The 26,477-nt window shown below is 66.5% G+C and carries 19 protein-coding genes and 2 tRNA genes; 8 read left to right on the top strand and 13 right to left on the bottom strand.

All coding sequences use genetic code 11. The features are described 5' to 3' along the window. The first annotated feature begins 10 nt into the window (after positions 1-10). Together IEW49_RS06215 and IEW49_RS06220 are read left to right on the top strand one after the other, a co-directional pair. Positions 11-87: transfer RNA gene (locus tag IEW49_RS06215), tRNA-Pro, on the top strand. Continuing rightward, positions 87-581, top strand: a complete 495-nt coding sequence (locus IEW49_RS06220; protein ID WP_268235645.1) for a low molecular weight protein-tyrosine-phosphatase — start codon at positions 87-89, stop codon at positions 579-581. The genes IEW49_RS06215 and IEW49_RS06220 overlap by 1 nt, the downstream gene beginning before the upstream one ends. Here the strand turns inward: IEW49_RS06220 and IEW49_RS06225 are convergent. The 4 genes from IEW49_RS06225 to recG all read right to left on the bottom strand — a co-directional run bounded on the left by IEW49_RS06225 (position 578) and on the right by recG (position 5,945). Next, on the bottom strand, positions 578-1,786 hold the full coding sequence (locus IEW49_RS06225; RefSeq protein ID WP_188641866.1) for an amidohydrolase family protein: 1,209 nt from the start codon (positions 1,784-1,786) through the stop codon (positions 578-580). The two genes, IEW49_RS06220 and IEW49_RS06225, sit on opposite strands and share 4 nt — an antisense overlap. Continuing rightward, positions 1,783-3,081: an amidohydrolase family protein gene (locus IEW49_RS06230; protein ID WP_188641867.1), complete on the bottom strand. Its 1,299-nt coding sequence runs from the start codon at positions 3,079-3,081 to the stop codon at positions 1,783-1,785. Before IEW49_RS06230 ends, IEW49_RS06225 begins: the two co-directional genes overlap by 4 nt. Before the next feature lie 66 nt (positions 3,082-3,147). Then, the gene (locus IEW49_RS06235) at positions 3,148-3,849 is read right to left on the bottom strand and encodes a DUF2306 domain-containing protein (protein WP_188641868.1); all 702 of its coding nucleotides are present in this window, start codon (positions 3,847-3,849) and stop codon (positions 3,148-3,150) included. 35 nt (positions 3,850-3,884) lie between these two features. Then, entirely contained in the window at positions 3,885-5,945 is a 2,061-nt protein-coding gene (recG, locus tag IEW49_RS06240; protein WP_188641869.1) for an ATP-dependent DNA helicase RecG, read from the bottom strand. Positions 5,946-5,993: 48 nt separating this feature from the next. On the opposite strand from recG, the gene IEW49_RS06245 reads away from it, so the two are divergent. Next, a complete protein-coding gene (locus IEW49_RS06245) occupies positions 5,994-6,272 on the top strand; it encodes an FAD assembly factor SdhE (protein WP_188641870.1) in 279 nt (92 codons plus the stop codon). 50 nt (positions 6,273-6,322) lie between these two features. Then, positions 6,323-9,805, top strand: a complete 3,483-nt coding sequence (gene mfd, locus IEW49_RS06250; protein ID WP_188641871.1) for a transcription-repair coupling factor — start codon at positions 6,323-6,325, stop codon at positions 9,803-9,805. 4 nt (positions 9,806-9,809) lie between these two features. Here the strand turns inward: mfd and IEW49_RS06255 are convergent, their stop codons facing one another. Continuing rightward, complete coding sequence (locus IEW49_RS06255; RefSeq protein ID WP_188641872.1) at positions 9,810-11,117, bottom strand: bifunctional diguanylate cyclase/phosphodiesterase; 1,308 nt, start codon at positions 11,115-11,117, stop codon at positions 9,810-9,812. A 119-nt stretch (positions 11,118-11,236) separates the two neighbouring features. Here IEW49_RS06255 and IEW49_RS06260 point away from each other — a divergent pair, with 119 nt between their 5' ends. Both IEW49_RS06260 and IEW49_RS06265 read left to right on the top strand, forming a co-directional pair. Then, positions 11,237-12,019, top strand: coding sequence for an NAD kinase (locus IEW49_RS06260; RefSeq protein WP_188641873.1), 783 nt, complete (start codon positions 11,237-11,239; stop codon positions 12,017-12,019). 100 nt (positions 12,020-12,119) lie between these two features. Beyond that, a tRNA-Asn gene (locus IEW49_RS06265) sits at positions 12,120-12,194 on the top strand. Positions 12,195-12,254: 60 nt separating this feature from the next. On the opposite strand, the gene secA is transcribed toward IEW49_RS06265, so the two are convergent. Together secA and IEW49_RS06275 are read right to left on the bottom strand one after the other, a co-directional pair. Further along, a complete protein-coding gene (gene secA, locus IEW49_RS06270; RefSeq protein ID WP_188643115.1) occupies positions 12,255-14,984 on the bottom strand; it encodes a preprotein translocase subunit SecA in 2,730 nt (909 codons plus the stop codon). Positions 14,985-15,076: 92 nt separating this feature from the next. Continuing rightward, positions 15,077-15,349: a hypothetical protein gene (locus tag IEW49_RS06275; protein WP_188641874.1), complete on the bottom strand. Its 273-nt coding sequence runs from the start codon at positions 15,347-15,349 to the stop codon at positions 15,077-15,079. Between the two features lie 96 nt (positions 15,350-15,445). On the opposite strand from IEW49_RS06275, the gene argJ reads away from it, so the two are divergent. Next, the gene (gene argJ, locus IEW49_RS06280; protein WP_188643116.1) at positions 15,446-16,672 is read left to right on the top strand and encodes a bifunctional glutamate N-acetyltransferase/amino-acid acetyltransferase ArgJ; all 1,227 of its coding nucleotides are present in this window, start codon (positions 15,446-15,448) and stop codon (positions 16,670-16,672) included. Positions 16,673-16,704: 32 nt separating this feature from the next. Next, positions 16,705-17,475, top strand: coding sequence for an inositol monophosphatase family protein (locus IEW49_RS06285; protein ID WP_188643117.1), 771 nt, complete (start codon positions 16,705-16,707; stop codon positions 17,473-17,475). A gap of 20 nt (positions 17,476-17,495) precedes the next feature. On the opposite strand, the gene trxA is transcribed toward IEW49_RS06285, so the two are convergent. The 6 genes from trxA to tsaE form a co-directional block, all read right to left on the bottom strand. Beyond that, complete coding sequence (gene trxA / locus IEW49_RS06290) at positions 17,496-17,816, bottom strand: thioredoxin (protein ID WP_188641875.1); 321 nt, start codon at positions 17,814-17,816, stop codon at positions 17,496-17,498. Positions 17,817-17,884: 68 nt separating this feature from the next. Further along, positions 17,885-21,400: a double-strand break repair helicase AddA gene (addA, locus tag IEW49_RS06295; protein ID WP_188641876.1), complete on the bottom strand. Its 3,516-nt coding sequence runs from the start codon at positions 21,398-21,400 to the stop codon at positions 17,885-17,887. Further along, positions 21,370-24,342 carry a PD-(D/E)XK nuclease family protein gene (locus IEW49_RS06300; protein ID WP_188641877.1) on the bottom strand — a complete coding sequence of 991 codons (2,973 nt, stop codon included), beginning with the start codon at positions 24,340-24,342 and terminating at the stop codon, positions 21,370-21,372. Before IEW49_RS06300 ends, addA begins: the two co-directional genes overlap by 31 nt. Positions 24,343-24,349: 7 nt before the next feature. Continuing rightward, entirely contained in the window at positions 24,350-25,066 is a 717-nt protein-coding gene (locus IEW49_RS06305) for a nucleotidyltransferase family protein (RefSeq protein WP_188641878.1), read from the bottom strand. Next, a complete protein-coding gene (locus tag IEW49_RS06310; RefSeq protein WP_188641879.1) occupies positions 25,063-26,043 on the bottom strand; it encodes an aminoglycoside phosphotransferase family protein in 981 nt (326 codons plus the stop codon). Before IEW49_RS06310 ends, IEW49_RS06305 begins: the two co-directional genes overlap by 4 nt. Further along, positions 26,040-26,477 carry a tRNA (adenosine(37)-N6)-threonylcarbamoyltransferase complex ATPase subunit type 1 TsaE gene (tsaE, locus tag IEW49_RS06315; RefSeq protein WP_188641880.1) on the bottom strand — a complete coding sequence of 146 codons (438 nt, stop codon included), beginning with the start codon at positions 26,475-26,477 and terminating at the stop codon, positions 26,040-26,042. Before tsaE ends, IEW49_RS06310 begins: the two co-directional genes overlap by 4 nt.

Genomic DNA, 26,477 nt, shown 5'->3' on the forward strand with positions numbered 1-26,477 from the left:
CGCGCTCGGTCGGGGAGTAGCTCAGCCTGGTAGAGCACTGTCTTCGGGAGGCAGGGGCCGGAGGTTCGAATCCTCTCTCCCCGACCATTTCACTTGCGTTAGCGCGGGAGGCCGACGTTTCCCAACCGTCCATCCTCTTCGTCTGCCTCGGCAATATCTGCCGCTCGCCGATGGCCGAGGGTGCGATGCGGGCCGAACTGCTCCGACGCGGGCTCGACTGGGAGGTCGATTCGGCCGGGACCGCCGCCTACCATGTCGGCAACCCGCCCGATCCGCGCGCGATCGCCTGCGCGGCGGAGAACGGCGCTGACATTTCCGGCCTGCGTGCGCGGCAGGCTGTGCCTAACGATTTCCACCGTTTCACCCACATCTTCGCGCTCGACGACAAGAACCTCGCCAATCTGCGCGCGATCCGTCCCGGCGATGGCTCGGCGGAGTTGGGGTTGGTCCTCGACATGATCGAGGGACGCAAAGGCGAGACCGTCGCCGATCCCTACTATGCGGGCGATGATGCGTTCGATTTTACCTGGCGCGTGGTCACCGAGGCCGCCAGCGCCATCGCCGACAAGCTCTCGCGCTAGTTCGCCTCGCGGCTGACCACCACGCCGTCGATCACCACGCCGGTTACACGCGTCGTGTATTCGAACGGATCGCCATCGAACATTGCGATATCTCCATCCTTACCCGGTTCGAGCGAGCCGACACGATCGCCCACTCCGATGATCCGTGCGGCATCGATCGTGACGGTGCGCAGAGCGTCCTCGAAGGCGAGCCCGTGTCCGACCGCGAAGCCCGCTTCCCACAGAACCACGCGGGTCTTCGGGACATAGGCCTCGTAACCCGATTGCAGCGCAAAGGGGATGCCCGCCTCGCGCAACGCCGCGGCGGTGGTGAAGCTCGCATTGGCATAATCGCCGAACTGGCGCGTCATGGTCGGGTGAAGGATCACAGAGACACCGGCATCGCGCAATTCGTCGAGCAGGAGATACGCCTCTGCCGCGCCGTCGATCACCAGGTCGAGGTCGAACTCTTGCTTGAGGCGGAGCGCGCCCATGATGTCCTGCGCCCGATTGGCGGTGATCATCAGCGGGAGCTTCTTCGCCAGCACGTCGCGCGTGACTTCGGCCTGGAGGTCGCGCTTGGGCTTTTCGTCCTTCTTCTCAGGTGCGGCTTGCGCCTTGAGCAGCGCCTCGCGCAGCATTGCGATCTGCTTGGGTCGCGTGCCGGGCGCCTTGCCGCCATTGCCGAGCGCGCCGGGGCCGAGATTGCCGGCGACCATCGCGCGGCGTTCGACCATCGCATCGTCGACGGTCAGACCGACGGTCTTGACCACCATCGTCTGCCCGGAAATCAGCGTGCCGGTGCCGTGCCCGGTGTGGAGCGTAGTGACGCCAAATCCGCGCACCCAGTCGACGAGGCGCTCGTCGGGGTTGTAGGCGTCGATCGCGCGGAGTTCGGGCTGGATCGGGCTCGAGGTTTCGAGGAAATCCTGCTCGTCGGGCTGGTTCGAATAGCCGGTCAGGCCGACGACGGTGTGCGCATCGACCAGACCGGGCGTAACCACCCGAGCGCTCAATTGCTCGTAGCCCTCGGGGACTTCGGTGCTCGCCTCGGGCCCGACTGCGACGATCTTGCCGTCCTCGATCACGACCACGCCGTTCTCTATCGCGGCGCCCGCCATGGTGTAGACCCGCTCGCCCCTGATCACGAGATCCTGCGCGAGCGCGGTCGAGGACAGCGCCGAGGCGACGATCGCCGCGGCAATGGTGAATTTACGCGCGCTCATTGGCCGCCTCCCAGAACGTCGCCGCCGTGGTCGAGCACCTCGCCGGGCATGGTATCCTCTCCTGCGCCGTATCCGCCGGTGGCGTAGATCGCCTGCTCGGGATCGGAGAGATCGAACAGCTTTTCGCCCTCGACCCAGGTTTCGCGGATATCGGTGTAGACCGACAGCGGATCGCCATCGAGCACCAGGAAATCGGCATCCTTGCCCGGCTCGAGCGAACCCACCCGGTCGTCGAGGCCGAGCATGCGCGCGCCGTTTACCGTCAGCGCCCGCAGCGCGCCCTCGCGGGTCATCCCGGCGCGAACGGCAAGCCCCGCCTGGCGGAACATCAACCGCGAATCGATGATCCCGTCGTCCGAATGAAGCGCGGTCAGCACGCCGGCGCGCTCGAGGATACCCCCGGCAGCCAGCGAGGCGCCCATCGCCTCAAGCTTGCCGCCGGGCGAATCGACGAGGATCGCCGAGACCGGCGTGTTCGCCGCCGCGATCCGGTCGGCCACCTTGTAGGCTTCGAGCCCGTGCTGGATCACCATGCGGAAGCCGAATTCGTCGCGCAGCCGCATCGCGGTCATCACGTCGTCCGCGCGGTGGGTGTGGAAATGGACGATCCGCTTGCCATCGAGCACCTCGCACAGCGCCTCGTTGGCGAGATCGCGCTTTTCCTTCTTCCCTTCGCAATAGGCTTGCGCCGCGACGAAACGGGTGCGGACAAGCGCGGCGGATTTTGCGCGGGTGCCCGGGAAGCCGGACGTGCTGCGGATCGGGTTGGTGCCGTTGGCCATTTTCATGCCGCCCATCACCGTGCCGTCGTCCCACAGATAGGCGATATCCTCGATCGTCTCTCCGTCGCGCAGCTTCATGTAGAAGGTCTGCCCGCTCATCAGATAACCCGAGCCGGGCATGACGTTCGCGGTCGTCACGCCCCCTGCCCGCGCCTTGGCGATGCGGGCATCGCGCGGATTGATCGAATCCATCGCACGGACTTCGGGCTGGATCGGCGAGGAACTGTCGGCCCCCGACACGCCGCCGATATGCGAATGGGTGTCGACGATACCCGGCATGATGACCATGCCGCTCACATCGCGCCGCTCGGCACCGGAAGGAATATCGACCGAAGTACCGACCGCGACAATCTTGCCGTCCTCGATCACCAGCGCGCCGTTCTCGATCGTCTCGCCCGCCATCGTCATGATGGTTGCGCCTTCGAATACGATCGGCGTTTCCTGCGCGGCGAGCGGCGTCGCGACGGCGGCAAGCGCGCAGGCGCTGGCCAGCAAATTGCGGATTTTCGGCATGGATCCCCCTTCCCTAAGCTCGGGGTTGATGCGCGATTGTCAGCCGCAACGCAACCTTGCTCAAGATCAGATTACGAAGGCCGCTGGCACGCGGTACTTCCGCGAAAAATACCAGATCAGCCCGAAGCCCAGGATGATCGGCCCCACTACCAGCAAGGGTTGCGGGAAAGGCAGCCCCGCGGCGACGACTTCCACCAAGGGTGCGCGGATCGTTACGACCACAGCCCAGATCATGCGCGAGAGATGGCGCCCCAGGCGCAATTTCTCGCGCTCCTTATAGCGAAGGAAGTACCGGATATCCCCCAATAGGAGGAGCGCTGGAATGACGCAGAGAACCGCGATCGCGGGAGCCGGCACCGCCCCTCCACGAATCGCGGGAATTGCGAATGACAGGAAGACGACCAACGCCGCGACTTGTGCGATCGCGAGCCCCGCTTCCGCGACCACTACCCATTGCCGCGATTTCTGAAGCGCGAGCCAAGAAGAAATTGCCGCATACAGGCCGGCGACTGCGGCCAGCATCAGGGGTGGGACGAAGGCTACGGCCAGCATCGCCGCCGAACTGAACCCCACCACGATCAGCGACAGGAGATAGACCTTTCCTGCGCCGATATGGAGACTGCTTCCCTTCCTCGCCCAAAGTGCGACGCCGATCGCCACGAAGGCCAACAGGCCGATCACGATGTGCGCGTAATAGGGCAATGCGGTGTAAGGCGACGGATCCGCCAGATCGATCGGATCGGGCGCAAAAAGTCGTGGACTTGCCATGGACTAACTCCCCCTTTGCCGATGCTGCGCGATTCCTACCCGCCGCGCAAGAGTTGCACCCCCCAGTCGCGCTCGAACAGGTAGAGCAGGATCCGCGCCGCCTCGCCGCGCTTGCCGGTGAGGCCGCCATCGCGCTCCATCAGCAGGCGCGCATCGTCGTGCGCGGCGGGCAGCAGCCGCGTGATCTGTTCGAGATCGGCGATGCGGAAGGCTTCCTCGCCCGATTGCCGTGTCCCCAGCAATTCGCCGCCGCCGCGCAGTCGCAGGTCTTCCTCTGCGAGGCGGAACCCGTCCTGCGTCTCGCGCATCAACGCGAGCCGTTCGCGGCCCGTCTCGGACAGCGCCTCGCCGCGCAACAGCAGGCAGACCGATTTCTCCGATCCGCGCCCGACACGTCCGCGCAATTGGTGCAACTGGGCAAGCCCGAAGCGCTCGGCCTGTTCGATCACCATCAGCGTGGCATTGGGCACGTCCACCCCGACCTCGATCACGGTGGTCGCGACGAGGACTTTCGCCTCGCCGGACGCGAAGCGCTCCATCGCCGCGTCTTTTTCCTCAGGGCGAAGCTGGCCGTGGACGAGCACGATATCATCGTCGAAACGCGCCTTGAGGCTCGCATAGCGCTGCTCGGCGGCGGCGATGTCCTCGGTCTCGCTTTCGCGGACCATCGGGCAGACCCAATAGGCCTGCCGGCCGCTGGCGATATGCCGCGCGACCCCATCGGCGACTTCGGACAACCGCTCGGCGGAAATGACCCGCGTGTCGATCGCCTGGCGGCCCGGCGGAAGCTCGTCGAGCCGCGAGACGTCCATCTCGCCATACTGCGCGAGGGTGAGCGTGCGCGGGATCGGGGTCGCGGTCATCGCCAGCGTGTGCGGGGTGCGCTTTCCCTTGCGCGCGAGCATCAGCCGCTGGCCCACCCCGAAGCGATGTTGCTCGTCGATCACCACGAAGGCCAAGTTCTTGTACAAAACGCTGTCCTGGAAGATCGCGTGGGTGCCGACGACGATGTCGATGCTGCCATCGAGCAGGCCCATCAAAATGCTCTCGCGCGCCTTGCCCTTGTCGCGCCCGGTGAGCAGCGCGATCTCGACCCCGGTCGGCCGCGCCATATCGCGGAGCGTCTCGAAATGCTGGCGTGCGAGAATCTCGGTGGGCGCGAGCAAGGCCGCCTGCGCCCCCGCCTCGACCGCGACCAGCATCGCTTCCAAGGCGACCACCGTCTTGCCCGAGCCGACATCGCCCTGGAGCAATCGCAGCATCGGCGATTCCTGCTGGAGGTCGCCCTCGATCTCGGCGATCGAGCGGGTCTGCGCGCCGGTCAGCGGGAACGGCAACTGCAACTTGTCGCGCAAGCTCCCATCGCCCTTCAATGGCGCGCCCTTGCGCTTGCGGTTGTCGGCGCGCACCAACATCAGCGCGAGCGCATTGGCGAGCAGTTCGTCATAGGCGAGCCGGTCGCGCGCCTTCTCGTGCGGGCCGCGATGCGCGAGATGGAGCGCGTCGCGCCAGGCGGGCCAACCCTCGCCGTCGGCCTTGCCCGGTTCGATCCATTCGGGAAGCTCGGGCACCAGCGCGAGCGACTGTTCGACGAGGCTCGCCACGCGCGGCTGGGTCAGACCCTCGGCGAGGCGATAGACCGGCTCGACCTGCTTGCCCGACAGCGCATCGGCCTTCTCCGCGACATGATCGGGGTGGACGATCTGCAGCATGTCGCCGTAGCGATCGAGCCGTCCGGCGATCCAGCGCTGCTCGCCTACCGGCAGCAATTTCTTCGCGGTGTACGAAGCACGCCCGAAATAGGTCAGCGCGCAGATATTGCCCTTCGCATCCTGCGCCAGCACCCGGTACGGTCCGCGCCCGTTGCGCGAGGCGCGGTGCTCGGTCGGGGTGAGCGCGATGACGATCTGCTCGCCCTCGCTCGCCTCGTCGAGATCGGCGACCGCACGGCGTTCCACGAAGCGTTCGGGCAGGTGGTAGGCCACGTCCTTGACCTTCGCCAGGCCGAGCCGGTCGAGCGGCTTGGCAAGCTTGGGCCCGACGCCCTCGAGCGTGCTGACTTCCGCAAAGATCGGATTGAGGATTTCGGGCCGCATTTCTCCTCCCCTATCCAAGTCGCGAAGGCTTAGCTAGGAGCCCTCTCCATGTCCGAACCGACCGACCTTACCCAGCGCTTCGCCAAGGCGAAATTCCGCGCGTGGCATCGCGGCACGCGCGAGGCCGATTACACCTTCGGCGGGTTCTTCGATCGCTATGCCGATGGCTGGGGCGAAGCCGAGCTCGCCTGGTTCGAAGCCCTGCTAGAGGAAGACGATGTCGACGTCATGGCCTGGATGCTCAGAACCGCCGCAGTTCCCGAGCGTTTCGCCGGCCCGCAAATGGACGCGATGCAGCGCCTCGATTTCGTCGATATCCCGCGGTGACCACGCCACGGACGGGAACCTGCGTCCGCGCGCGCCTTTGAGCTAAGCACATGCCCGATCTTTCCCGCATCCTGAGTGCAACCGAACCGCTGACGCTCGCCGGGATCGCCCGCGGCGCGCAGCCGCTGGTGATGAGCGACCTCGCCCGCGCCGCCTCGCGCCGCGCGGTGTTCATCGCGCCCGATGCGCAGGCGATGCGCGCGGTCGCCGAGGCCGCGGCCTATTTCGCGCCCGAACTGGAAGTACTGCAGTTCCCGGCCTGGGATTGCCTGCCCTACGACCGCGCGAGCCCTGCACTCTCGGTCAGCGCGCAGCGATTGGCGACGCTCCACCGGTTGCAGGCCAAGGGCGCTAACCAGCTGCTGGTGACCAGTGCCAACGCGGTGACCCAGCGCGTGCTTTCGCCCTTCCGCATTCGCGAATCGGTCCGCGAGCTCAAAGCCGGGGTCGAGATCGGCCACGACAGCCTGACAAAACTGCTCCAGCGGCAGGGCTACAACCGCACCGACACTGTAGTCGACGCGGGCGAATTCGCGGTGCGCGGCTCGATCTTCGATGTCTATCCGAGCGGACTGGAAGGCGGCTTACGGCTCGATTTCTTCGGCGACGAGCTCGAATCATTGCGCGTTTTCGACACCGACACGCAGCTGACCGTGCGCAATGTCGAGGAACACCTTTTGCTCCCGGCGAGCGAAGCGCTGCTCGACGAGGACAGCATCAAGCGATTCCGCACGCGCTATCGCGAAATGTTCGGCGCGAATGCCACGCAGGACCCGCTCTACCAGGCGGTGAGCGAAGGGCGCCGGCTCGCGGGAATGGAGCACTGGCTCCCGCTGTTCGAAGACAGACTGACCACGCTTTTCGACCACCTCGGCGACGACGTGACGGTGATCGATGCCGGTGCGATCGGGGCGGCCGACGAGCGGCTGTCGGACATCGCCGACTATTACCGCCAGCGCAGCGAAACCTCGGGACAGGCTTCGGGCAGTTATCGCCCGCTCGATACCGACGCGCTCTATCTGACCGGGGATGAGCTCGGGAAAATCCTCGCCGAGCGCCCGGTCCACCGCGCCAGCCACTTCGCCGAGCCCGAGGGGCACAAGTCGGTCGATTTCGGATTCAAGGCGGCGCGCGATTTCGCCCCCGAACGGGCCCGCGGCGAAAACGCCTACGACACCGCAGCCAGGCATCTCGGCCAGCGCGCGAAGGACGGCAAGGCGATCTTCGCCGCCTATTCGAAGGGCAGCCGTTCGCGCATCGCCTCGATCCTCGAGGAAGCGGGCACCAAGACACGCCTCGCCGACAATTGGCAGGAGGCGCTCGGTCTCGCGGCGAAGAAGCAGCCTGTCGCGCTGGTGCTGCCGCTCGAAACCGGCTTCGCGAACGACGAACTCGAACTCGTCACCGAACAGGACCTGCTCGGCGACCGGCTCGTGCGGCGCAAGAAGAAGCGCAAGAGCGCCGACGCCTTCATGGCGGAAATCTCGGCGCTCAGCCCGGGCGACCTGATCGTCCACATGGATCACGGCATCGGCCGCTATGAAGGGCTGCAATCGATCCCCGTCGGCAAGAGCCCGCACGATTGCGTCCAGCTCTCCTATGCAGGCGGCGACAAGCTCTACATACCCGTGGAGAACCTCGACGTCCTCTCGCGCTACGGCAGCGAGAGCGACACCGTGCCGCTCGATAAATTGGGCGGCGAGGCGTGGCAGCGGCGCAAGGCGGGGCTCAAGGAGCGCATCCGCGAGATTGCTCACGAACTGCTCAAGACCGCCGCCGCGAGGAGCCTGCGCAAGGCACCGGTGATCGAGCCCGAGAAGAGCTCCTATGACCAGTTCGTCGAGAAGTTTCCCTGGGAGGAGACCGACGACCAGGACGCCGCGATCGACGACGTGCTGCGCGATCTTGCCACCGGTCGCCCGATGGACCGGCTCGTCTGCGGCGATGTCGGCTTCGGCAAGACCGAGGTCGCGCTGCGCGCCGCCTTCATCGCGGCGATGAACGGCCAGCAGGTCGCGGTCGTCGCCCCCACCACGCTGCTCGCGCGCCAGCACTACACCAATTTCGTCGAGCGTTTTTCCGGCTTCCCGCTCGAGATCGGTCGCCTGTCGCGCCTCGTCCCCGCCAGGGAGGCGAAGGAAACCCGCGAGGGGATCGAGAGCGGCAAGGTCGATATCGTGATCGGCACCCACGCGATCCTCTCGAAGCACGTCAATTTCAAGGATCTCGGCCTCGTGATCGTCGACGAGGAACAGCGTTTCGGGGTGACCCACAAGGAGCGCCTCAAGCAGCTGCGCGCCGACGTTCACGTGCTCACCCTCACTGCAACGCCGATCCCGCGCACGCTCCAGATGGCGATGTCTGGACTGCGCGAGCTATCCACGATCCAGACCCCGCCGGTAGATCGCCTCGCCACGCGCACCTACGTGACCGAATGGGACGACATGGTGATGCGCGAGGCGCTGCTGCGCGAACACCATCGCGGCGGGCAGAGCTTCATCGTCGTGCCCCGCATCGCCGACATGGCCGATGTGGAGGACTGGCTGAGAGAGCACGTCCCCGAGATCAAGGCGATCACCGCGCACGGCCAGATGACGCCCGCAGAGGTGGAGGACCGCATGGGCGCGTTCTACGAGGGTAAGTACGAAGTGCTGCTTTCGACCACCATCGTCGAGAGCGGGATCGACATCCCCAGCGCCAACACGATCATCATCCACCGCGCTGATCGCTTTGGCCTCGCGCAGCTCTACCAGCTGCGCGGGCGGGTCGGCCGGGCCAAGCTGCGCGCCTATGCGTACCTGACCTATCCGGCCGATACGCAGCTGTCCGAAGTCGCGGAAAAGCGTCTCAAGGTGCTCGGCGATCTCGACAGCCTCGGCGCGGGCTTCCAGCTTGCGAGCCACGATCTCGACCTGCGCGGCGCCGGGAACCTGCTCGGCGACGAACAGTCGGGCCATATTCGCGAAGTCGGGTTCGAACTCTACCAGTCGATGCTCGAGGACGCGATCGTCGCCGCCAAGGCGGGCGATGCAGGGCTCGAGAAGGACACGTCGGGCCTCTCGCCGCAGATCACCGTCGATGCGCCGATCATGATCCCCGAGGATTACGTGCCCGATCTCGCGGTACGGATGGCGCTCTATCGGCGCCTCAACCAGGTCGAGGGCAAGGCCGAGCTCGAGGCGCTCGCGGCGGAGATGATCGACCGCTTCGGCCCGTTGCCCGATCCGACCGCCAACCTCGTCAAGCTGATCGAGATCAAGCAGCAGGCGATCGATGCCCATATCGCCAAGATCGACCTCGGTCCGAAGGGCGCGTTGGTCACCTTCCACAATGACGACTTCCCCGACGGCCCGGGGCTGATCGCCTATGTCGACCGGCTGAAGGGTACCGCCAAGCTGCGTCCCGACATGAAGCTGGTGGTGACGCGCAGCTGGGGCGATCCGCAATCGCGTTTGAACGGGCTGTTCCAGCTCACCAAGGGGCTCTCGGGGATCGTCCGCCGCAAGCGCAAGCAGGAAGCGCGCGCCGCCTGATCCTTCAGGGCCGTATCAGTTCGAGGAATTCGCGCGACGACATCGGCTGCCCGCCGAGGAACCCCTGGTAGGTGTCGCAGCCCTCGTCGGCGAGCAGGACGCGCAAGGCTTCGTCCTCGACACCCTCGGCGATGAGCTTCAGGCGCAGCGCCTTCCCCAGCGCGATGATCGCGCGCAGCACTTCGAGATCGCGGCTGTCGTCGAGCACGCCCTCGACCATCGAACGGTCGAGCTTGATCGCGCCGATCGGCAGCACCTTGAGATAGCGGAAATTGCAGAACCCCGCGCCGAAATCGTCGCACGCGACCTCGATTTTCTGCTCGGCCAATTGCTGGAGGCTGCGCTGCGCGGTACTCAGGTCGCCGAGCAAGGCGTGTTCGGTCACCTCGATCGTGAGCCGCTGCGGCGGAAAGGCGGTCTGACGCAAAACGTTGAGCAATTGCGCCGCGAAGCGATTGTCCGCGAGATCGGCGGGCGTGACGTTGAGCGACAGCCGCAAATGCGCCGGCCACTCGCTCGCCAGTTCGAGCGCGCGCATCGCGATGTGGCGCGACAGCGGCATCAGGTGGTCGGCGCGCTCCGCGATCGTGAACAGCGCCGATGCGCCGATGAGGCCAAGCTCGCCATGCTGCCAACGCGCCAGCGCCTCGGCCCCGACCAGCGCGTTGTCACTGAGCGAATATTGCGGCTGGAACAGGATTTCGATTTCGTCGCGATCGATCGCGCGGAGCAGGTCGGCCTCGAGCTGTGCGCCGCTGCGCCCAATCAGCGCTTCCTCGCCATCGGCCCACTGGACGCGGCGGTTCTGGTCGCGCTGGAGCGAGGTGAGCGCGATGCCCAAGCGGTCGAGCGCGGTGTCGGCACGCTCGTTGGCGAGGACCCGCAGCAAGGCGATCCGCGGCGAGAGGCGCAGCACGCCTTCGTTGGCATTGATTGGCAGGGCGATCGAATCGGCGAGTTCCTCGGCCAGCCATTCCCAGCGTTCGCGGCTGCACGGCCCACGCGCGATGATCACGAAGTGCCCACCGCGCCCACGCGCGAGCATCCATTCGCCCTCGATATCATCCTCGAGAAAGCGGTTGAGCCTGCGCGCGACCTCGGCCAGCGCCACGTCGCCGGCGCTTTCGCCATAGGCAAGGTTGATCGTCTCGAACCGGCGGAGTCCCAGCAGCGCCGCATGGACCAGCGGTGCCTCGTCGTCGCCATTCGCGTCTTCGAGCCAGTCGCGCAGGCGGGCGCGGGCTTCGCCGACGACCGGCAGGCCGGTCAGGGTATCGCGCTCGAGCTCGGAGGTTGGATCTGGGCCGCCCATCGTTTTCGGTCCATGCCGCCGCGGTGGAGCGCTGGCAAGCGGGCCGGGCAAAGATTACATCCCATTGCCATCGGCGCTGCCGGTCCATAACGAGGCGCGGACGCGCAAGGGAGAGCTGGATGACGGTCGAAATCGGGAAACTGGCGCTGCTGGCAGCCGAAACCGAGGCGGCACAGCAAACCGCCGACCTGTTGCGCGAGGAAGGCGATTTTGTGCCGCTCGAGAATGCCGACGCCGCGGTCGTGCTTGGCGGCGACGGTTTCATGCTCCAGCAATTGCATGCCATGCTCGACGAACGGCGCGTAATCCCGGCCTTCGGGCTCAATCTCGGCACGGTGGGGTTCCTGATGAACCGCATCAAGCGCACCCGCCCGCTGATCGAACGCGTCGCCCGTGCGCAGCCGGTCGCGGTCAAGCCGCTCTGCATGCGCGCGCATACCCAATCGGGCGAAACGCGCGAATACCACGCGATCAACGAGGTCTCGTTGCTGCGCGAAACGCGCCAGACCGCCAAGCTCGAAGTGCACGTCAACGGCCGCAAGCGGATCACCGAACTGTCGGCCGACGGCGTCCTCGTCGCGACCCCGGCCGGGTCGACCGCCTACAATTTCTCCGCCAACGGGCCGATCCTGCCGCTGACTTCGAACCTGCTCGCGCTGACCCCGATCAGCCCGTTCCGCCCGCGTCGCTGGCGCGGGGCAATCCTGCCCGATCACTACGAGATCGGCTTCCGCGTGATCGATCCCGACAAGCGCCCGGTCGCTGCTGTCGCCGACCAGAAGGAGCTGCGCGATATCGACGAGGTCACCGTCTCGATCGACACCTCGCGTACGCTCACCCTGCTGTTCGACAAGGGCCAGACGCTCGAGGAACGCATCGTGGCCGAGCAGTTCGTCACCTGAATTAACGGTCGCGGAAATTTCCGTGGCGGTTTGGCGAAAAGCGGTCTTGCAATCGGGAATCGCGCCGCATATAGGCGCGCTTCCGCACGAGGGCGGGTATTCCCCGATAGCTCAGCGGTAGAGTAGGTGACTGTTAATCACTTGGTCGTTGGTTCGAATCCAACTCGGGGAGCCATCCCCCTCTCGCGGAAATGAAAAAGGCGCCCGAAGCTTCGAGCTTCGGGCGCCTTTTTCGTTATCCCGCCTTGCCGTGGCAATGCTTGTATTTCGCACCCGATCCGCACGGGCACGGCGCGTTGCGGTTGAGGTTCATGCCGGCATAGGGATCGTCCCCCTCGCCCTCGGCACCCTGCGGCTGCGCACCGAGCTGGGCCATCATCGCGGCCGCGCCGGCGGTTTCGCCCGCGGCATCGTTGCGGCCCGTCAGCGGGTCGATATGCCCGGTCAGGAAATCGGGCAGGTCGGGCAGGTCCTCGGTCGCCGGGGGCGGCACGCGGATATCGTTGGTGGCGAGGATTTTCGTCACGTCTTCGCGCAGATCGTCGAGCATGTTCTCGAACAGGCCGAAGGCCTCGCGCTTGTATTCGTTGATCGGCTGTTTTTGCGCATGCGCGCGCAGGAAAACGACCGTGCGGAGCGCATCGAGCGTCGCGAGGTGTTCCTTCCAGTGGTGATCGAGCCGCTGGAGGAGGACCGATTTCTCGACGGAGCGCCAGATCGAGGCATCGGTGGCCGCGATCTTCTTTTCCATCTTCTCGTCTACCGCCTTGGCGAGACGCTCCTCGATATCAGACTGGTCGATACCATCCTCTTCGATCCAGCTCTCGATCGGGGCGGGAATGTTGAGGACCTCGTCGATCCGCTCCTTGAGCCCTTCGAGGTCCCATTGTTCGGGGTAGGAACCCGGCGGGCAGTGATCGGTCACCATCGCGTTGATCGTGTCGTTCCGCATATCGAGCATGACGTCGTCGACGGTTTCGGAATCCATGATTTCGGCGCGCTGTTCGTAGATGACCTTGCGCTGGTCGTTCATCACGTCGTCGAACTGGACGACCTGCTTGCGCGCCTCGTAATTGCGCGCCTCGACCTTCTTCTGCGCGGTCTCGATCGCCTTGGAGAGCCATTTCGAGCCGATTGCCTCGCCGTCGGCGAGGTTCGAATTCATCATCTTGGCGAACAGCGTGTCCGGTCCGAAGATGCGCAGCAGATCGTCTTCGAGGCAGAGGTAGAAGCGCGACAGGCCGGGGTCGCCTTGGCGCCCCGAGCGGCCGCGCAGCTGGTTGTCGATGCGGCGTGATTCGTGGCGTTCGGTGCCGAGCACGAACAGGCCCCCGGCTTCCTTGACGCGTTGTTTCTCTTCCTCGACTTCGGCCTTGATCCGCTCGATCGCGGCGTCGCGTTCGGGGCCTTCTTCCATTTCGCCGAGCTCATCGTCGATGCGGAAATCGACATTGCCGCCGAGCTGGATGTCGGTGCCGCGGCCGGCCATGTTGGTGGCGATGGTGACCGCACCGATGCGTCCCGCCTGCGCGACGATATGCGCCTCGCTTTCATGGAAGCGGGCGTTGAGCACTGCGTGCTTCACGCCTTCCTCGTCGAGGAATTTGGACAGCAGCTCTGATTTTTCGATCGATACGGTGCCGACAAGCACCGGCTGGCCCTGCGCGCTCTTCTCTGCGATCGCCTTTGCGATCGCTTTGAACTTGTCGAGCGTGTTCTTGTAGAACTCGTCTTCCTCGTCGATCCGCTGGACCGGGACGTTGGTCGGGATCTCGACCACGTTCATCTTGTAGATGTCCCAGAATTCGGCCGCTTCGGTCGCGGCGGTGCCGGTCATGCCCGAAAGCTTGGGATACATGCGGAAATAGTTCTGGAAGGTGATCGAGGCGAGCGTCTGGTTCTCGGGCTCGATCTTCACCCCTTCCTTGGCCTCGACCGCCTGGTGGAGGCCGTTCGACCAGCGGCGGCCATCCATCATGCGACCGGTGAATTCGTCGATGATGACGACCTTGTCGTCCTTCACGATGTAATCGGTGTCGCGCTTGAACATGACGTTGGCCTTCAACGCCTGGTCGAGGTGGTGGACCACCTGCGTGTTCTCGATATCGTAGAGGTTGTCGCCTTCGAGCAGGCCTTCCTTCTCGAGCTCGCGCTCGGCCCATTCGATGCCGTCTTCGGTCAGCTGGACATTCTTGGTCTTCTCGTCGGCTTCGTAGAGGTCCTCTTCGATCCGCTTCACCACCGCATCGACCGCGATGTAGAGATCGGACTTGTCCTCGGTCGGGCCCGAGATGATCAGCGGGGTACGTGCCTCGTCGATCAGGATCGAGTCGACTTCGTCGATGATCGCGAAGTTGAAGGGGCGCTGGACCATCTGGCTGCGCTCGTGCTTCATGTTGTCGCGCAGGTAATCGAAGCCGAGCTCGTTGTTCGTCGCGTAGGTGATATCCGCCGCGTAAGCCTCGCGCCGGGCGGGCTCGGGCAGGTTGGGCACGATCACGCCGACGCTCAGGCCGAGCCAGCGATAGACCTGGCCCATCCATTCGGCGTCGCGGCGGGCGAGGTAGTCGTTGACGGTGACGACGTGCACACCCTTGCCCTCGAGCGCATTGAGGTAACAGGCCAGCGTGGCGACCAGCGTCTTGCCCTCGCCGGTGCGCATTTCGGCGATTTCGCCGCGATGGAGCACCACGCCGCCGACCATCTGCACATCGAAATGGCGCATGCCGAGCACGCGCTTCGAGGCTTCGCGCACGGTGGCGAAGGCTTCGGGCATGATGTCGTCCAGCGTCTTGCCCTCTTCGAGCTGGCGGCGGAACTTCTCGGTCTGGCCCTGCAATTCCTCGTCGGTCAGTGCGACGATCTGGTCTTCATAGGCGTTGATGGTGGCGACGATCTTCTGGATCGAGGCGACGTAACGGTCGTTGGACGAGCCGAAGAGAGTCTTGGCGAGATTGCCGAACATGGGCGTCAAACTTTCGTATCAATGTAAGGGGATGCGCCCGCGGCAAGAGGCCCGGGCGCGCAGCAGCTAGATCGGAAATGTTCCGGGGTGCGCTATTCGAGCGCGAGGTCGGCGCTGATATAGATCGGCGGAATGTAGATCGTGCGCCGCTTTTCGCGCGGGCACGCCTTGTCTTCGGCCTTCCTGCCATCCCTCGCCTTTTCGCGGCATTCGCAGGTCCGTTCGTCGGACTTGCACTCGGCCGGGTCGCCGGTGGCGGCCTCGACCTGCGAAACCAGCGAGCGGACATTCTCTGCCTGCGCAGGCGCCGCAACGGCGGCAAGGCCGGTCAGGAGCGCAAGGCAGGTAAGAAGACGGCGTAGCATCGTGCAATGAGATGTAGTGGCTTTGTTCACGGACGTAAACCGCCAAGGGACAATTGCTTGCGGGCGGGAGGGCGAGGTCATATTCGCGTGCCTGACATGGACCTCGATCGCTCACCGCTCGCCCGCCCCTTTCCCGACCTGCCGCCGATCGACGGGGCGACGCCGCGCGTGGCGCGGGCGCGCTACAAGGAATGGGATCGCTGCGACCTGACGCTGGTCGAGTTCGCCGAGGGCACCGCGGTCGCCGGCCTGTTCACGAAAAGCGCCTGCGCCTCGCCCGAGGTCGAAGCCGGCCGCGCGCAAATCGGAGGCGGTCGGGCGCGCGCGCTCGTGGTCAATGCCGGGAACTCGAACGCCTTCACTGGCGCAGCGGGGCGCGAGGCGGTCGAACAGATCCAGGCGCAAGTGGCCGAGGGACTCGGCTGCGAAGCGCACGAAGTCTTCGTTTCCTCGACCGGCGTGATCGGCGTGCCACTCCCCAAGGACAAGGCGCGCGCCGGCGTCGATGCTGCCCTCGCCGCCGAGCCATGTGACTGGTTGGAGGTCGCGCGCGCGATCGGCACCACCGACACATTCGAAAAGGGCGCGCACGCCAGCGCCTTCATCGACGACACGGAGGTGAGGCTGATCGGCGTGATCAAGGGCAGTGGCATGATCGCGCCCGACATGGCGACGATGCTTGGCTATGTCGTGACCGATGCGGCGATCGAGCCTGCACTGCTCCAGGAATTGCTGTCCGAAGCCAACGGGCCGAGCTTCGGTAGTATCACCGTCGATAGCGACACGTCGACCAGCGACACCGTGCTCGCCTTCGGCACCGGCACGGCGGGCAATGCCCCGCTCGTCGACCACGACAGCCCAGGTGCCGACGCCTTCGCCAGTGCGCTCGCCGATCTCTGCGACCAATTGGCCAAGCTCGTGGTGCGGGACGGCGAAGGCGCGACCAAGTTCATCGAGATCCGGGTCTCGGGCGCGCAATCGGACGACAGCGCGCATCGCGTTGCGATGAGCATCGCCAATTCGCCACTGGTGAAGACCGCAATCGCGGGGCAGGACGCCAATTGGGGTCGCGTGGTGATGGCGGTCGGCAAGGCGGGCGAACCGGCCGACCGCGACCGTCTCTCGATCCGCTTCGGCGGGGTCGAAGTCGCGCGCGAGGGCCGTGCGGTCGAAGATTTCGACGAAGCGCCGGTCGCCCAGCATCTCAAGGGTGAGGAGATCGTCGTCGAAGCCGACCTGGGCATCGGGTCCGGCCGCGCCCGGGTCTACACCTGCGATCTCACCCACGGCTATATCTCGATCAACGCGGATTATCGTTCGTGAGCGATCGCCTGACCGAGCAGGTTCGCGCGGTGATGGAAGATGCCTCGCGGCGCGCGATCGTGCCGCGCTACCGGTCGCTGTCCGCGGGCGAGATCGAAAACAAGGCCACCGACGATGTCGTGACCGTCGCCGACCATGAGAGCGAGGCGATTCTCACCGAAGGTCTGGCAAAGATCCTGCCCGAGGCAAACGTGGTCGGTGAGGAAGCCGCCGAGGACGATCCGGCGATCATGGACCGGCTCGGCCTAGGGCTGTGCTGGATCGTCGATCCGCTCGACGGGACCAACAATTTCGCGGCCGGGAAGCCGCCCTTTGGCGTGCTGGTCGCGCTGGCCGATGGCGGGGAGACCATCGCCGGCTGGATCTACGATTGCCAATCGGACCGGTTCTGCCACGCAGGCCGAGGCAAAGGCGCCTTTGTCGATGGAGACCGTGTAACGGCGAGGACCAGCGAGCAATCCCCGCCGGTCGCCGCGATTTCGACGATCTTCCTCGATGCGGCCGAGCGCGAGGCAGTGCGCGAGCATATCGCGCCGCATTACCGGCTGGTCGAGATCCCGCGCTGCGCCGCCGAACAGTATCCGCGGCTCGCACTGGGCGAGAACGACGTGTCGCTGTTCAACCGGACGCTGCCGTGGGATCACGCTGCGGGCGCGTTGTGGCTCGAAGAGGCAGGCGGAAAGGTCGCGCGGCTCGACGGCAGCGAATATCGCCCCGACGACTGGCAGCGCGCCGGTCTGATCGGCGCGGCTTCGCACGAATTGTGGAATGAACTGGCGGAGCGGGTCGCCGCGATGGGCTGAGCCCGCTCAGCCGGAAACAATCAGAGTTCGCTTTCGAGCCAGCTCTGGAGCTGCGACTTGGGCGCCGCGCCGAGCTTCTGCGCGACCGGTTCGCCGTTCTTGAACAGTACCATCAGCGGGATCGACTGGACGCCGAATTTCTGCGGCACCTCGGTGCTTTCCATGATGTCCATCTTGGCGATCGTCACCTTGTCGGCCAGCTCTTCGGAAATTTCCTCGAGCGCGGGGGCGATCATCTTGCAGGGGCCGCACCATTCGGCCCAGAAATCGACCAGCACGGGCTTGTCGCTCTCGAGGACCTTGGACTGGAAATCGGCATCGGTGACGGCGGTGGTGGACATGGGAGCTCCTTATCAGTTGCAACGCTATCTAGGGCGTGGACGATGTTTCGCAACCACGCGCGCGGCGGTTACCCCTCGCTACGATCCGACCGAGCCCGCGGTCCTTCGGATTCGAGCAACTCGGGCGGGAGCGCGAGCAGGCGCGGCGCGTGGGTGTAGAGGACCGCCGCCTCCACGCTCCGCCCCGGATAGATCGCGCGCAGGCTGGCGGCGTAGGCGGCCATCTGGCGCATGGTTGCGGGCGGCATTTCGGCGAGGTTTTCCGGCGGTCGCCTCGTCGTCTTGAAATCGACCACGAGAACGCGATCGTCCTCGATCAACAGCCGGTCGATAGTCCCCGCGATCACCGCTTCGCCCACGGTCGCCGCGATAGGAACCTCCGCCAGCGCGTGCGGACCGAAAAGCTTGGACCAATTCGGATCGTCTAGGACTTTCAAGCTACTGGAGACGATTTCTTGGTGTATTTCGAGATCGAGGTCGGACGCCTGGGTCGCGAGCCAGGTCAGCGCCCGGTGCTCGCGTTCGGCCGGGTCGACATCGGGCAGGCGTTCGAGCAGGCGGTGGATCAGCGTCCCCCGACGCGCGGCCGGTCCGGCCTCGCCGGGCGGGAGCGGCGGGTCCGGGGCCTCTTCCTCGCCGAGCGAGGATGGCGCGAGCGGCCGCGGCGGTCGCGGCTCGGGTCCGACCGGGCGCGCGAGCCAGTCGGGTAGGGCGATTGATTCGCTGGCCGAGGCATGCGTGGCGGCATGCGGCTCTCCGGGTCCGCCGATCACGTTGACCGGAATTCCTCGTCGCCCCTCGACCCACCCATCGGGGTCGAACAGCGGTTCGAGCCGTGCGTACCAACTGTCCTCGTGCGGCGCCTTTTCGCGCGCGCCGAGCGAGCCGGTGACGAACAGCGCTTCCTCGGCGCGGGTCATGCCAACATAGAGCAGCCGCCAGTGTTCGCGCAGCATTTCCGCATCGGCCTCGGCTTTTGCCTCGGCGAGAGGACCGGCCCGCTGGTCGGCGGGAATCGCGGGCATGGGCAGCTCGGGCGCATCCTCCCGACCCGGCCCGGTCTCGGCCAGCGCCAGTGCATTCCCGCGCGAGTTTTTCGGATTGTCGGCGGCATCGGCAAGGATCACGATCGGCGCCTGCAGGCCCTTCGAGCCGTGCACGGTCATCACGCGGACCTGTTCCCCCGCCTTGCCCGCCTCGCGCTTCAATTCCCCCTCGCCCGCGTCGAGCCAGTGGAGGAACCCGGTGAGGCTCGGCACCTGCGACACCGCATAGGCGTGCGCGGCATTGAGCAATTCGTCGATCGGGTCGTTGGCCTCCCGTCCCAATCGCGCGACGAGACGCCGCCGTGCTTGCCACGGCCCGGTGAGGAGCCAGTGGAGGAGGCGTTGGGGCGGTTCGAAATCGGCGCGTTCGAGCAGGCCGCGCATGTGGTCGCGCAGTGCGAGCACGTCGGGATGCGAGGAGGCGCGCAAATGCTCCCACAACCGGACACTGCCCTCGCGATAGCCGTGTTGGAGCAATTGCTCCTGCGACCAGCCCACCAGCGGCGAAACCAGTAGCGCGGCGAGGTTTAGGTCGTCCAATGGCTGCGCGGCGAAGCGCAGCGCCGCGAGCAGGTCCTGCACCGCGAGCGGATCACCAAGCCGCAGTCGGTCGACCCCCGCCACCGGAACGCCCTCCTCGTGCAGCCGCGCGACGATCAGCCCGGCGAGGTCCTTGCGCCGGCGCACCAGCACCATGACGTCGCCCGGCCCGGCATTGCGCGATTCGCCCTTGTGGAGTGGGAAGCCCTTGTCGAGCATGTCCTTGACCTGCTGCGCGATCCGCGTGGCGAGCCGGCGGTCGGTCGGCTGGATCCAGTCGCCGCCTTCGGCATCGGGACCCTCGCTTGCACCTTCGCCCTCTTCGAAACCGACCGGGCGCCACAGGCCGATCGTGCCGGGGCGCTCCTCGCCCTCGTGCGGCTCGACATCCTGCGGCCGCAGCCCGATCTGCTCGGGCCCGATCGCGGCGATCGCGCGATCGACGAATTCGAGGATCGGCCTGGCGGTGCGGAAGGAGCGTCCGAGCCCGAGTTCCTGCAGTCCGCGCGGCCCAGCGCTCTCGTTCGCGCGGGCATTGGCCTGCTGCCACGCATCGCGATAGCGCGCCATGCGTTCGCGGACGAGATCCCGCGCCCTGCGGAAATTCTCCGGGCTGGTGCCCTGGAAGCCGAAGATCGCCTGCTTGTAGTCTCCGACGACGAACAGCGTGCGGGTTTCGAGCCCGTGCAAGCCCTCGCCGGTCCAGAATTCCTGCGCCAGCCCCTCGAGGATGATCTTCCACTGCGCGGCATTGGTGTCCTGCGCCTCGTCGACGAGGATGTGGTCGAACCGGCGGTCGAGCTTGAAGCGGATCCAGTCGGCGACGTCTGCGCGGGTGAGCAATTTCGCGGCGAGGCGGATCTGGTCGTCGAAATCGATCAGTCCTTCGCGCAGTTTCGCTTCTTCCCATGCCAGCGCATATTCGCGCCCAAGTTCGAGCGCCGGAGCGAGCCAGTCGGCAAGTTCAAGGAGCCGCAACGCGCCTTCGGCCCGTTCGAGCGCCTCGACCACGTCGTCGATTGCCGGGCCATAGGTGTCGTCGACCTTGAGAATGTTGGCGAGCCGTGCCGGTTTTCCCTCCTTGGTCAGTACCGTACCGCGGAAAGATTCGAGTGTTTCGAGCCGGGCGGCCGGCTCTGCCGCGAGCCACGCGGCGATGGCGTCCGCCCCGGCAAGTCCGGTCTTGCTGTTCCATTCGCGCAGGATCGTTTCGCAGTGACGCAGCTGCCCGACGGGAAAGCGGTCGTCGGCGCAAAGTGCGGCGAGGGTCGCGCGCGATGCATCGGACGGTAGCCCGAGCAACGCGAGCAGCCGGGGGCGCAGCGGCGGGACGAAGCCCCGCGTTCCGTGCCAGGCATCGTGCGCCTTGGCGCAGCGCCGCAGGAACCATTCCGCCCCGTCCGGCCCGAACCTCAGCGACAGCGCGGCGAGCGCGTCGAGCACCTTGCTATCGTTCCGTTTCTCGGCATCGAGCAGCATGTCGGCGAGCACTTCGCGCGCGAGCAGGTCCGCCTCGCGCTCTTCCATCGCGCGAAGTCCCGGCTGGAGCCCGGCCTCGTGCGGGAACGCCGACAGCAGCCAGGTCGAGAAGGCGTGGATCGTATCGATCCGCAGGCCCCCGCCGGGGCAGTCGAGCACCGCGGCGAAGCGCGTGCGCGCGCGGGCGATCGTTTCCCGTCCGACATCGGCGCCGATATCGGCCAGCTCCTTCGCCAATTTCGTCTCTTCGAGCCGGACCCAGCGTGCGAGCACGCCGTTGACGCGCTCGGCCATTTCGGCAGCGCCCGCCTTGGTGAAGGTCAGGCACAGGATTTCGGACGGCGAAACATCGGGTTCGAGCAACAGTCGCAGCACGCGTGCGGAGAGGACTTGCGTCTTCCCCGTGCCCGCCGATGCGCCGAGCCACACGGTGTCGCGCGGATCGACCGCTTCGGCCTGCGCATCGGCCAGCCTGAATATCTTCGCGCTCACGCCCCGTCCTCCGGCGCGGCGATCCATTCCTCGAGCCGCATCAGCTGGTCGTAATCGTTATACCCCTCGTAATCGGGGTTCTCGCGCGCGGTGAAGGGCGCGTCGCCGGTGATGAATTTCGCGATACCTTCGCGCAGGAAGTCTTCGGTCCGATCGAGGAATTCATCGCGCGGAATCCCGCGTTTCCCACGAGGCCCCGGATGCGGGGTTTCGACATAGCCGAAATTTCCGTCACGTGCGCGGGCGAGGGACCAATATTCGAACTTTTCGGGCGTTCCGCGCACGCCCTTGAACGCGCCCTCGCGCGCCATCAGCCCGATCAGCCCGAGCTGGAGCGCAAAGCCGTGCTCGACCTGCGCCTTCGAGGGCGGGCTACCGGTCTTGTAATCGAGGATCGCGAGACTGCCGTCTTCGAGCCGATCGATCCGGTCGGCGCGCCCCTTGAGCACCGCACCGGCGATCGGGATCTCGCCATCGACCTCCCATGCGATCGGCAAGCGCCCCTCCTCAGCGAGCTCCTCGGTATGCTTCACCACCCAGTCGAGAGCCTGTTGGAGCCGAGGCCACCACAGGTGCCGCACCAGCGGGTGGCCCGACATCCTCGCGAGTTCGTCGGCTGCAAGAACGTGGAGCTCGCCCTCGCCCTTGTGCCAGCGTTCGAGGATGTCGTGCACCGCGGTGCCCTTCCACGCGGCGGAAGGTTCGGCGTCGAGCGGATCGAGCGCCTTGAGGCGAAGGATTTCGGAAGCATAGAACTGGTAGGGATCGCCCAGCAGCCGGTCGAGCGCGGTGACGCGAACCTTGACCTGCCGCTGCTCGGCCGACGGCCTTGGCGCAGGTCGCGCGGCCGCGTCTGCGCGTTCGGCATCGTCGACCGCCCGCGCCAGCGTCACGGTGTCGTGATCGCGGTGCTTGTCGGCCAGCGTTTCGCCCATCAGTGCCTCGACCCGCAGCACGAAGCGCGAGGGGATCACCGGCCCGCTCGCGTCGCGGCGGGCGTGGCTAAGAATCATCTCGGGCGCCCCGAGCGCGGCGGAAAGGTCGTGTGCGGAAAGCCCGATCCGGAACTCGCCATCGGGCACGCCGAGCACGCGCATGATCGCAGGTGGTAGCAGCGCATCGGGCGCCGGTGCGGCGGGCCAGGAGCCTTCGTGCATCGCGCCGCAGATAACGAGCTCCGCACGGCTCATCCGGCTTTCGAGCAGCCCGTAGATGGAGACGCGCGGATGGCCGCCCCAGGGCGGGCGCACCGCGACGCGCTCCATCGCCTCGCGCAGGATCGACGGGAGTTCGCGGGGCTCGAGCGCGGTCGGGACGGCACGAGCCTGCTCGCGCAATTCCTCGAGGAAGGCGGACAGCGCGCGGCCTTCCGCCCCGCCCCACAACCCGACCGAGCCGAGTGCTTCGCTGGTTTCGGCAAGCAGGTCGAGCGCCGCATCGAGCGCGATCTCCTCGCGCGGTTCGAACAACGGGGCGAGCAGCGCTTCGACCTCGCCCCACCAATCGCCGAGCCTATTCTTCTCCGCCACCGCGCGCAGGGGTGCGAGACCCGGTGCCGGGCGCGGCCCGCGCAATTCTCGATCGAACCGGCGCGCATTCTCGAGCCAGCGGGCGCGTTCACCTTCGCGCATGACCAGCGGGTGCTGCAACAGCGCGGAAAGCGCGATCGGCCCGCCCTCGCCGCCCATCAGCTCGGCCGCGAGCAGGAACAGACGCCCGGGCGCAGTCTGCGGCAGCGGTGTACCCGCGGTGTCGTCGGCCTCGATATGCCAGCGGCGCAGGTGCGCGACCACGCGCGACGCCAATCCGCGATCGGGGGTTACCAGCGCGACGCGTTTCTCCGGCGTTTCGAGCGCCTCGCGAATCCGGATCGCAATTGCCTGCGCCTCTTCCTCGGGATTGGCGCACTCCATCAGCGTCACACCGGCAAGCCGGCGCTGTTCGATATCGAGCCCGGCCCAGCGCGCCGAGGGCCCCGGCGGAAGGAACAGGTTCGAGATCGCGGTGCTGCGATCGGGGCGCGCGGCCGCGATCCCCGCGCGGTGCCAAGGCTGGACCTCGGCGCGGTTCACGCCCATCCGGTTGAGCAGCAGCTTCAGGTGGTATTGCGGATGGGTCAGCGCATCGGCGCGCCCGATCGGCGGTCCGCCCGCCTCTCCGGACTGGCCGGCGAGCCCGAGATCGTTCCACACCTCGTCATCGAGCGAGAGGTCGAGATCGGGCAGGATCACCGCGCCGTTTTCGAGCTCGCTGACCGTCCGCAGCAGCTTCGCCAGCGAGGGCGAGGCGCTGGTGACCCCCGCAGCAACAATGGCCTCGGTTGGCGGGTTTTCCCTCCAGCGCCTGGCGGCATGCTCGAACAGGCGATTGCGCCGGGTGGGCGCATCGACCTCGCCGCGCTCGTCGAGCAGGGCGAGCCAGTGCGCCTGGATCGTCGCGAACAGACGGGTCGAATCCTGCCAGTGGTTGGCGAGCTCGGGAAAAAGGGAGAGCACGCGCTCCTCGAACAGCTCTCCGGGCGCGATTCCCTCGACCAGCAGGCGATCCATCGTGCCTGCGATTTCGCGCGCCTGCCGCAGCCGCGATGCGGCGAGCAACCGGTCGTCCTTGGCGTAATACGGGTCATGATCCTTGAGCAGCCGCGCCAGTTCGAGCCAGCGGCGCGTCGGATCGACCGCGGGCGGGATCGCGGCGCTATCCTCGCCGATCGGATCGAGCAGCGGGCCGAGCGTCTCGTCGAGATCGAGGTCGCCGACCACCGCCATGCGCGGCAATAGCAGCCCGCCGTCGGAAGCGCGCACGAAGGCCTCGGTCACCGTCCGAGCTGCGCGGCGGCTGGGCAGGAGCAAGGTCAGCTTGGCGAGGCCAAAGCGGTCGTCGCGATAGCGCGGGATCAATCCGGCGGCGAGCGCATCGGCGAAACCGCGATGCGCGGCGATCGAGTAGACTTGCGGGCGTCCGCTCCCCACCCGCGCCTCAGCGTTCCGCGAGCGCGGCTTCGGTGGGCGCGATCGCCTCGGGCGTGCCGACCTCGAACCACTCGCCGGTGTGGACGAGCCCGTGCAAACGGCCTTCCGCGATCGCGCGTTCCCACAGCAGATTGGTCGAAAACTTGCCCGCGGGCGCATCGCGCAGCAGGCGGTGCGAGACGAGCTGGATCCCGGTGAAGATATAGGGCGCGACCCGCCCCGGCTCGCGCCGCGTGATGCGGCCCAGCGGGTCGAGGTAGAAATCGCCCTCGCCGCGGTAATTGCGCGCATTGTGATGGCGCACCAGCAGCAGCAGCGCGTCCATCGCGCCCGGGTCCCAGCCCCGGCTCAGTTCGGTGAACACGTCGCGCGGGCCGTCTAGCCAGATATTGTCGCTGTTGAGGCAGAAGAACGGATCGGAGAGGCTGTCGCGTGCGCGGATCATGCCGCCGCCGGTTTCGAGCAGCTCCTCGCGCTCGTCCGAAATCTCCACCGCGGGATGCTTCCGGGTCTTCACATGCGCTTCGAGCGCGTCGGCGAGGTAGTGGACGTTGACCACCGCCCTCGCGACCCCGGCATTGGCGAGTTCGTCGAGCGTGTGGTCGATCAGGTGGCGTCCCGCGACCTTTACCAGCGGCTTGGGCTGGGTCGCGGTGAGCGGCCGCATGCGCTTGCCGTAGCCCGCCGCCATTACCATTGCGCAATCGCTCGCGAGCTTGCTCATGCAGCGAAGCTCCCGCCGCCGTTTTCGCGCAATTCGTGCGGGACATTCGCATCGAACCAGCGCGCGACCGGGGCGAGCGCGGGATGGGCGAGGTCGCGTTCGAGTAGGTCCCAGACGCGCGGGATCAGGTCGAGGTAGCGGGCCTTGCCGTCGCGCTTCCACAGGCGGGTGAAAATCCCGACGATCTTGGCATTCCGCTGCGCCCCGAGCCTGGCGTAATCGGCCTCGAATTCGGCGCCGGGGTCGGCCTTCGACAGGTAGTAGTCGAGCATTTCGCGCTCGAGTTCGGGCGCGACGTCGCGGCGCGCATCCTGCAGCAGCGAGACGAGATCGTAGGCCTTGTGGCCGACCAGCGCGTCCTGGAAATCGAGCAATCCCTGCTTGGTCAGCGCACCGAGCAGCATGATGTTTTCGGCATGGTAGTCGCGAAGCACGGTAACCCCGTCTCGCTGATTGCGCAGAACGGGAAGCATCGCCTCCTGCCAGGCGTCGACATAACCGCCATCATCGACATCGAGGCCCTGCGCGGGACAATACCATTCGGTGAAGAGCCGGACCTCGCGGGCATATTCGGCCCACGAATAATCGGGAAACGGCCCCGCGGGCTTCGTGTGCAGTTCGACCAGCGCGTCGATCGCGCCGCGATAGGTATCGGCTTCGTCCTGCGGCCATTCGTCGAGATAGTCGCGCATCCGCGCTGACCCGAAATCCTCGAGTAGGACGAAGCCGCTGGCGTCGTTCTCGGCATGAATCTCGGGCGCCCGCAGCCCCTGGTCGCGCAACCAGCGATCGGCGCGGACGAAGGGGCGGATATCCTCGGTGGGCGGCGGCGCGTGCATCAGCAGCGCGCTGTCCTCGCCGCGGCTCAGCCGCCAGTACCGGCGGAACGAGGCATCGCCGGTCAGCGCCTCGGCGCGGGCGCTGCCCCATCCGGCATCGGCAAGGAAAGTGTCGGCGCCCTCTGGCAGGTCGTTCATGGCAAGCGTCCCTGCCAGCCCGCACCGCCTTCGACAATGGCGAAACGGGCGCCCTCGCCTTTTTCGAGACGGATCGAGAGACAGCCCGCCTCGTGATCGAAGCCGCCCGCCCGATCGGGCCATTCGGCCAGCAATGCAGCGCCCTCGCGATACTCGTCGAGACCGATCTCCTCGAGCTCGGCGGGGTCTTCGAGCCGATAGAAATCGGCGTGGACGATCCGCGGATCGAGCGTGTCGTAGGCCTCGATGATGGTGAAACTCGGCGACGGGACCTCGCCGCGATGGCCTGCCGCTTCGATCACCGCCCGCGCGAGCGTCGTCTTGCCCGCCCCGAGATCGCCCGACAGCGCGACGACGTCCCCGGCCCGCAACCGGGCTGCGATGTCGCGTCCCAAAACGGCGACTGCTGCGAGATCGGGCAGTTCGCGGCGCAT

Origin of the sequence: Pseudoblastomonas marina (assembly GCF_014641655.1) — a bacterium.
Classification (GTDB): Bacteria; Pseudomonadota; Alphaproteobacteria; order Sphingomonadales; family Sphingomonadaceae; genus Alteriqipengyuania_A; species Alteriqipengyuania_A marina.